Genomic DNA, 8,835 nt, shown 5'->3' with positions numbered 1-8,835 from the left:
GGTGAAGGCCGCGGCAACATGGAAGGCGCGGTCGTTTGCCTTCCCTGTGGATCAGGATCAAGTTTACTTGGTGGGCGTGTATAGCGGGACGTTCTATGTCGATGACGGCCAAGGCGCCTTGCACGCTGCGTCCATCGTCTGTCCCGCCACCGCCGAAGGCGACTTGAAGTCGATGACAAAGACGGGGCAGGGGCGCTGCATCCTGACCGATGAGGACGGCAATCGGGTCTATGCGAAATTCACGTGCAAGGGCGACCTCGAAGGTTGCCGCGGCCCCTTTACGATTGTAGGGGGAACCGGAAAATTCGACGGCATCACAGGAGACGGCGAGATGATTTCACGCATATTGGTTCGCCAGACGACGACGGTCACCGGATTCCAGAGCGCGGAACAAGAGGGCGAAGGCATCGCGACATGGCCTTCATTGACGTATCGAATCCCGGATAAGAACTAAGGTGACCGCAATAACACCGCATGATCAAACCACCACGTAACTGTTCGGAGGGACTCATGAAACCCGTCGTGTGTATTATCGGAACGGCGCTACTGAGCGGTCTGATCGGAATTTCAGCCGACGTCCATGCCCAAATGTTCGTCTTCCCCGAAAAGGGACAGACCAAAGATCAGCAAGAACTCGATCAGTTCACCTGCCACAAATGGGCGAAGGAGCAAACCGGCTTCGATCCGAACCAGACATCGATGGCCGCGGCGCCGGCGCCACCCGAACAAGGTCAAGCCGTGCGGGGCGCGGCGCGGGGCGCGGCTCTCGGCGCAATCGGAGGCGCGATCGGCGGCAATGCCGGCAAAGGCGCGGCGATCGGGGCGGCGGTCGGGGGAGGGGCAGGCGCGGTACGGCGTCGCCGTGCCGAGATGCACTACGAAGGGCAGGTGCAGGAAGCATCTGCTCAACGACAGCAGCAACAGGGAGAGTTCAATCGCGCCTATGGTGTCTGCCTGGAAGGCAAAGGCTACAAGGTGGGGTAGGAGACCGCTGAGCCTCCATCGCTGATCACTTCGGCGCACTGGACGGCTATCATCGACGACGCACCGAATGTTGAAGGCCGGACTCAGCGTCTCAAGCCTGACGAATCGCCTTGGAACAGGCGTTCTGATGCGCGCTGGACCACTGACTTTTGAAAGAAGCGGCTTCAACCGAATGTCCCTGGAGAATTGTCTACGATGGAGGTACTGATGAAGCGACGAGGATTGGAGTCCGCCCTACTCCTCTTGATCCTGGGCCTGAGCGCCTGCACAACGTTCGATGTGAAGACCGACCATGATCCCACCGCGGATTTCACCACCTTCCGGAAGTTTACTTTCATGGGATTGGTAGATGCCGAAAAAGGTCAGACGTACGACAATTCCTTGATGCACAAGCGGATCGAAGCAGCCGTCGCGCGGGAGCTGACCGGGAAAGGCCTTCAGCAAGTCGATCTCTCTCAACACCCCGACCTCCTCGCCTACTATTGGTATAGCGCCAAGGACAAGCAGCGAATCCAGAGCACAGGACCGACCGGGGGGGTCTATGGTTATCGCGGTGGATATGGGTATGGGTGGGGCGCGGGATACGGTGGCACGGTCAGCACCTATGAGTATACGGAAGGCACCTTGGTTCTTGATTTGGTCGAACCTACCAAGAAGGAATTGGTCTGGCGCGCGACGATTGTCGGGACGTTGCAAGATACCCCGAAGGAGAATATCGAGCTTGGGAATAAGGCCATCGCGAAGGCGTTTGAACGCTATCCGCCTCACAAGGAGTAGCCCCTGCCAGGTACGAAAAGGACCGGATAGATCGAGCATATTCCGGTTTCATCCTCAAGTCGTCGTCTAACGGACCGATACAGTACGTAACGGGCTCTAAGGGCCAACGTCATGCTGGCCTATGTGTACGGGTGTGCTCGGAGCGTATGCAATGGTGGGAGCGTCGCAACAGCCCCGTTCGAACCGGCTGATCCATTCACGGCCACCTATCTATAGCCGGCAGCTGGCCTTAATCGGATTGATCAGTTTGGTGACGCTCCTGGCCGGGTGGTTCGGTTTTATCACCCTCAAGCGCCAGCTTATCGCGACATCCGGTGAAATGATCGCGTTAATGGCGTCAAATGTCGCCACTCAACTTGACGTCCTCTTTGTCGAGCACTACCGAAATGTTCAGTTTCTGACGATGTCCGACTCAATAGCGGCGTCGAAAGTCTCCCGTGCGGCGCTGCTCCGAACGTTTAAGCAGATTCATTCGCCCTACATCTGGGTGGGGGTCACGGATGCGACCGGTCGCGTGGTCGAGGCGACCAATCCGGCAACAATCGGGTTTGACGGTCGAGCAACGTCCTGGTATCTCGCGGCCAAGGACGGACGGACGGTCCATTTCGGTGATGCCCAACCGGATGAACTTGCGCAGGGCATGGAAGCCGTGTCGTTTACCGCGCCGATCGAACGCTCGCTGAAAGGACACGCCGAACCGTCGTTTCTCGGCGTTGTCTCGACTCGGGTGGAAACGCACACGATCGAGCGTCTGGTGACCGAGACGCTCAGATCGGTCCATCGCGGAGGCCTATTCTTCAGCACGGTCGAATATCAAATCCTCCGCGAGGATGGCCGCATCTTTGTCGATTCGGATCTGTACCGCAAAGGGAATCAGAATCTCAGGAAGATGGGACTCCCGTCGGCGCTTTTGAGCCGGAACGGCATTCCGTCATACATTGAAGAAAAACATCCGCGCGGCCATACGGATGTTCTGACCGGATACGCCAGGACTCACCGATATGCTCAGTTTCCGGATCCAGGCTGGACCGTGTTGGTGCGGGTCGATCGCGCTGACATTTTAGCGCCTTTTTACAGTTTTCTGTGGATTGTCGGCGGCGCCGGACTGGTGTTTGTCGCTCCGATGATCGCCTGGCTCGTCAAGGCTACCCGTCACGCGCATGTGAGATGGACAGAAGCCGAAGCGGAACGGGGTCGTTCGCGAAACCATGAACGTTGGTTGCACAGCATTCTGGAATCCGTCCCGGAAGGCGTGATGGTGATCGACCATGACCGTCGGATCTTGGAAATTAATCCGGCGGGTTGCGCGTTGTTCGATGCCGGGTTCTCGGAGGAGATTCTCGCGCGGCGGATCACCGATTTTGTTCACGACGACGACCGCCGATTGCTTGAAGAGATTCACGAGACGGCGCGAATGGGACAAGAGAGTTGCGGCAGCGGGCGACTCATCGGGCTGTCGGGACAGATCCGCTGGGTCGAGATGACGTCGGTGCCGTTCAGAACCGATGACGGTATGGTGCAGTCGGTGCTGAGTATGGTCCGCGATGTCACGGAACAAAAGCGCGCCGATCGACGTCAAGGCCTCCAGCATGCCGCGACGAAGGTCCTTGCGGAAGCCTCCACGATCGAACAGGCGATCCCCGAACTCCTGCAGGCAATTGCCGTGAATCTTGATTGGCATGTCGGTTTGTTCTGGCGGGTGCAGGACGACCGGCGAACCATGACCTGCGCGTGGGACTGGTCCGTGGATTCCACGCTGGCGCGGGAGCTTGTAGGCATCAACAAACGGCAGGCCTATGTTTCCGGATGCGGGTTGCCCGGGCGCTGTTGGGCGGGCGGCGAGCCCTTGTGGGTCGAAGACGTCGCTCGAGATTCGGAATGTGCTCAAGCATCTCGCGACATGGGAAAACTATTGCACACGGCATGTGCCTTTCCGGTCTGGTTGAGGGCCAACGTCTTCGGCGTGATGGAGTTCTTCAGCCGAGACGTCCACCATACGGATTGGGACCTGCTCAAGGCGTTGGGTACGGTTGGAAGCCAGATCGGTCTATTTATCGAACGCACCGAAGCGGAAGCCGCATTGCACCGGAGTGAAGCCCGCACACGGCTCATTATCGACACCGCGCTGGAGGCCGTGATCACTATGGATCGCGGCGGGGGAATCGTCGGCTGGAATGCCCAAGCCGAGCGAATATTCGGCTGGTCTGCTCATGAAGTTATCGGGCATGAATTGGCCGACACCATCATTCCGCCTAATCATCGCCTCCACTATCATGAGTATGTTCGAGGCCTCCTTGAGCCTCGGGACTTGTCTATTTCGAACATGCTGATCGAAATGACCGGTCTTCGGCGCGATGGGCGGCACTTTCCCGTCGAAATCGCCATGAAGCCGCTGCCTGTCGAAGGCTCCGTCATCTTCAGCGCGTTCATTCGAGATATCACGAGCCGGAAAGAGTCGGAGCAAGCACAAAAGAATTATGCCCGACAGTTGGAGCGGATCAACCACCAGCTGGATGCCGCATTGAGGGAAGCCAAGGCAGCGACTGAAGCCAAATCGACATTCCTGGCGACCATGAGTCATGAAATCCGGACCCCGATGAACGGGGTCATCGGCATGACGGGACTCTTGCTTGACACGAAATTGACGGATGAACAGAAGGAATATGCCGAGATCGTTCGGACCTGCGGCGACCATTTGCTGATGATCATCAACGACATACTTGATTTTTCAAAGATAGAAGCGGGGAAACTCGACCTCGAGGTCATCGAGTTCGATCTTCGCCTTGCCGTCGAAGAATCATTGGACCTTATGGCGGAGCGAGCCTCATCCAAGGGACTCAATCTGGCCTGTCTCTTCCATGCCGATGTGCCGAGGAATTTGGTCGGTGATCCGGGGCGCCTACGCCAGATCGTGATGAACTTGACCGCTAACGCCATCAAATTTACCGACAGCGGCAATATTGTCGTGGAGGTGACGACCGAGACTCAATCAAAAGAGGAGGCGAACATTCGTGTAACCGTCACGGACACCGGCATCGGGATTTCCGAAGAAGGCCGTAAACGGCTCTTTCAACCGTTCAGCCAAGCTGATGGGTCAATGACGAGGAAGTATGGAGGGACGGGTCTGGGGCTCGCCATTTGTAAACGCCTCGTTGAGATGATGGGTGGGGCGATCGGGGTGGCGAGCCGGGTCGGGGAAGGGAGTCGCTTCTGGTTTCGGGTCAATCTTCGCAAGCAGGCCGAGACCTCTCGCGTCGACGAATCTTCCGCCATGGCGTTGGCTGGTCTCCGCATTTTGATCGTGGATGACAAGGCCGTTAATCGCAGGATCTTGGAATTGATGACCAGAAAGTGGGGGATGCGGCCGACACTTGTCGACAGCGGCCCGGAGGCATTGGACATCCTCAGCCGACAGTATGGGCAGCCGCCCGTTGACGTCGTGCTGTTGGACATGGATATGGGAGCGACGGATGGAATCGAATTGGCATCGGTGATAAAGAAACGACCTGCAGGAGCTGATATCCGACTCGTGCTGCTCACATCGTTGGGCCGGCGGGGGGATGCCAAGAAAGCCAGGGAAGCGGGATTGGCAGCCTACCTGACCAAGCCGGTTCGCGAACAACAATTGCACGATTGTCTCGTTGCGGTCGTCACGCAACGCTCCGTGACGTCGGGTATGCCGGCCGCGAGAGAATCACCACTGCTCATCACTCGGCATACTCTCTCGGAAACCAAGGCCAAGGCGGATCTCCGTATTCTCCTGGCTGAGGACAACGTCATTAATCAGAAAGTGGCCGCTCGCCTCTTCCAGCGGTTGGGGTATCGAATTGACGTCGTGGCCAACGGGCGTGAGGCGGCCGAAGCGGTCTCTCGTATCCGTTATGACGTGGTGTTCATGGATTGCCAGATGCCGGACATGGATGGGTTTGAAGCGACACAGGTGATCCGACAACGGGAAGCGGAAAATGAGACAGGGGAGACGAGCGACGAACGACGCGGTGCGTCTCATGTGCCGATCATCGCCATGACGGCGAACGCGATGCAGGGGGATCGTGAACGTTGTCTTGCGGCGGGGATGGATGACTATCTTTCAAAGCCTATTTCGGTGGACGCGCTGGCCGGTGTTTTGGATCGAGTCAATCAGGAGCGCGAACGTTCGCGGCCGGACAACAACCAAGAAGCGGCCTAGCCCGATTTCCATTATGTCAATTCAAGGGTCAATTGCTCCGGCGCTCCGCCGAACCCCGTCGGTCCGGCTGACCGTGGTGATGAGGCTAAGGCATGAGCCAGGGTGGGCGTTGGACGATCATCACTCAGTTGGGCCGGCGACACCAGCTCTTGCAATGGGCCCCGACAGACTCCGCAGTTGTGGTGCTTCGGTTGGATCGTTCTTCGGTGTCGTCGATAGAGACGCCCGCAGTCTCGGCATCGCCAGGCGAATTTCGATAAGGCCATCACTTCCTTCTCCAGCGAGTGGTACGTCGTAACGGCCACTTCTCCGGATCGATTCATCTGCGTCATCTTTCGAAAGAACTCCAGCCCATGATCCGGCCGGCGCTTCAGCATATCGAATTGCCATTGATGGATCATTTCATGAGCCAAGGTGTTGAGCAGCTCTTGCTCCGCGTACGGCGTCCTTGCGGCGAGCTGGTCAAACAGCGGGAGAGAAAGGCGAATTTCGCGATGGCTGTGAGTCTTGGCGAGAGAAGAGAAGGTTCTTGGTCCCTGACGACAGGCAAACATCCCAACCGACGCGGTCAGGCGCTGACTCCAGACGATATCGATCGGTCTCAGTGAACCGGCAAAGTACCGTGCGTTCAAGTGTCGCCAACGAATCTGTAGCTCTTCGGAAGAAATGGATAGGGAAAGGTTTGGAGAAGCCGAGATTGGTGTCATGTCAGTTCCTCCAGCACGGCGGCCGCGAGCAGCGGCAGCATGATTTCGTGGTGACCGGTCAAGGAATAGCCTTGCCCGCCTTTTTGTGTGGGACGCCGCACGACGTTGGTTTGGGGCCTGTAATGGGAGAGAAAATCCATGTTCACGGTCGTAATCTCGGCGATCGCGTTACCGAGATTTCTTCCTAACGACAATGTTTTCAAAAACACCTCCGGAAGAATCACAGCCGAGCCGACGTTCAGATAGACGCCGCCTTCCATTCCCGCGACGACGGCGGCCAGACGCCTGAAGTCCAGCAAAGACGTGGCTCCGATGGCGGCACCGTCCGCCGAAGGATGCATGTGGATAATGTCGGTCCCGACCGCGACATGCACGGTCACAGGAATGCCGAGTCGCGCGCCGGCGGACAGAATACTGACGGCAAGATTCGGGAATTGATCGGCTGTCTGGTTCATGTAGCGCCCGATGGTCTCGCCCAACCCATAGCCGTCTTTCGCGCCACGCGTGATGGCTTCATTCAGAATCCGTCCCGTCTCCTCCGCCATGCCGAACCGGCCTTCGTCGATCTCCGCATCGACTTCTTCGGAGGTGTGACCCATGAGGGCCAATTCGAAGTCGTGAATAATCCCGGCGCCATTCATGGCGATGGCTGTGATGATGCGTCGTTCCATCAAATCCGTGATGATCGGAGCCAGCCCGACTTTGATCACATGGGCGCCGATCCCGGCAATGACGGGACGGTGCCGTCGATGCGCCTTCACGATGGCGCGCGTGACGGCCCGCAATGTCTTGACCGCTAAAATGTTCGGGAGGCGGGAATAGAATGTCGAGAAAGACTCCCCGCGTTTCCACGGCGCGGCCAAGTCCGAGAGCCGGACCTTGCTGTGTCGCTTTTTCAGCGGATACGTCTTGAGATCCGACGTATTGATCGGCGGAATCAATGCGGGAGGCCGAGTCGAGGAAGTCCGATCAGGACGCTTTCCCAAGGAAATGATCCTCTACCAGTTCGCACAGGACGTGGCCGAGCGTGATGTGACTCTCTTGAATCCGAGACGTGACCGTCGAGGGAACGACGAAGGGATGATCGACCAACCCGGCCAGCTTTCCGCCGTTGGCGCCGGTCCAGGCAATCGTGATCAAGCCACAGTCGCGGGCTGCTTCGATTCCTTTCAGCACGTTCGGAGAATTTCCACTCGTGCTGATACCGACGGCGATGTCGCCTTTCCGACCGTGCGCCCGCACCTGGCGAGCAAACAATTCCTCATACCCATAGTCGTTGGCGATGCAGGTGATGGCGGCGATGTCCGTCGCCAGCGCGATGGCAGGCAAGGGCATCCGTTCGCGGCAGTATCGCCCCACGAATTCCGCGGCGATATGCGCCGCATCGGTCGAGCTTCCCCCGTTGCCGAATAGGAGAACTTTATTGCCGTTGCGGAACGCATCGGCGATGAGTGCCGCGACCTGTACGATCCGATCGGCGTGATCATGCGCGAACTGCTGTTTGACCCGGGCGCTGTCCGCAAAAGCCGTTAAAACAATTGTTTGCATAGTCGCGATTCTAGGATGATGCGCGCAAGTCTGTCAAACAGTGCAATCCCATGATCATGACTTTGCTGGAGCTGAAGTTCCGGTCTGTTTCACGGCGTTCATCGCCAGCGCGATCATCGAACCGACATCGGAAATACTGGCAGGAAGAACGAGCGTGTTGCTCGACTTTGCAAGTTCGCCGAACTTGGTAATGTACTGCTCAGCTACCCGAAGTTGCACGGCTTCTTGGCCTCCGGGGACTTTGATGGATTCTGCGACCTTGCGGAGCCCGTCGGCGGTGGCCTGCGCAATGGCGAGTATGGCAGCCGCGGCACCTTCCGCTTCGTTGATCTGTTGCTGTTTTTTGGCTTCCGATGCCTTAATCACTTGTTGTTTTTCACCTTCGGCCTGATTGATCGCGGCGTCGCGCTCTCCCTCCGACGACAAAATCAATGCGCGTTTTTCCCGTTCCGCGCGCATCTGCTTTTCCATTGCGTTGAGCACATCTTTCGGTGGCGTGATGTTCTTGATCTCGTATCGAAGGACTTTCACGCCCCAGGGTTCCGACGCCTTGTCCAATTCATTGACGACCTGCGCATTGATGGTGGTTCTGGCCTCAAAGGTCTTGTCCAACTCGATCTTGCCGATCTC

7 protein-coding genes and 1 pseudogene are annotated in these 8,835 nt (G+C 57.7%); 4 read left to right on the top strand and 4 right to left on the bottom strand.

Annotated features, from left to right (window positions below; all coding sequences use genetic code 11):
- From ACOSYY_RS05895 to ACOSYY_RS05880, 4 genes and pseudogenes are all read left to right on the top strand, one after another.
- A pseudogene (locus ACOSYY_RS05895) lies at window positions 1-454 on the top strand (hypothetical protein); the annotation flags it as partial.
- Between the two features lie 56 nt (window positions 455-510).
- Window positions 511-984 (top strand): glycine zipper family protein, encoded by a 474-nt coding sequence (locus ACOSYY_RS05890; RefSeq protein ID WP_421661335.1) that lies wholly within the window; start codon window positions 511-513, stop codon window positions 982-984.
- Window positions 985-1,191: 207 nt separating this feature from the next.
- The gene (locus tag ACOSYY_RS05885) at window positions 1,192-1,761 is read left to right on the top strand and encodes a DUF4136 domain-containing protein (RefSeq protein ID WP_421661334.1); all 570 of its coding nucleotides are present in this window, start codon (window positions 1,192-1,194) and stop codon (window positions 1,759-1,761) included.
- A 151-nt stretch (window positions 1,762-1,912) separates the two neighbouring features.
- On the top strand, window positions 1,913-5,950 hold the full coding sequence (locus tag ACOSYY_RS05880) for a response regulator (protein WP_421661333.1): 4,038 nt from the start codon (window positions 1,913-1,915) through the stop codon (window positions 5,948-5,950).
- 11 nt (window positions 5,951-5,961) lie between these two features.
- Here ACOSYY_RS05880 and ACOSYY_RS05875 read toward each other — a convergent pair whose 3' ends face one another.
- The 4 genes from ACOSYY_RS05875 to ACOSYY_RS05860 form a co-directional block, all read right to left on the bottom strand.
- Entirely contained in the window at window positions 5,962-6,657 is a 696-nt protein-coding gene (locus tag ACOSYY_RS05875; RefSeq protein WP_421661332.1) for a SprT-like domain-containing protein, read from the bottom strand.
- Complete coding sequence (locus ACOSYY_RS05870; RefSeq protein WP_421661331.1) at window positions 6,654-7,643, bottom strand: GSU2086 family protein; 990 nt, start codon at window positions 7,641-7,643, stop codon at window positions 6,654-6,656. The genes ACOSYY_RS05875 and ACOSYY_RS05870 overlap by 4 nt, the downstream gene beginning before the upstream one ends.
- A complete protein-coding gene (locus ACOSYY_RS05865) occupies window positions 7,627-8,205 on the bottom strand; it encodes a D-sedoheptulose-7-phosphate isomerase (RefSeq protein ID WP_421661330.1) in 579 nt (192 codons plus the stop codon). The genes ACOSYY_RS05870 and ACOSYY_RS05865 overlap by 17 nt, the downstream gene beginning before the upstream one ends.
- A 54-nt stretch (window positions 8,206-8,259) precedes the next feature.
- Window positions 8,260-8,835, bottom strand: a 576-nt coding sequence (locus ACOSYY_RS05860; protein ID WP_421661329.1) for an SPFH domain-containing protein, incomplete at its 5' end; no start/stop codon positions are given.

It is taken from the genome of Nitrospira sp. BLG_2, from assembly GCF_049222245.1.
This window is presented reverse-complemented; position numbering and strand designations above follow the sequence as displayed.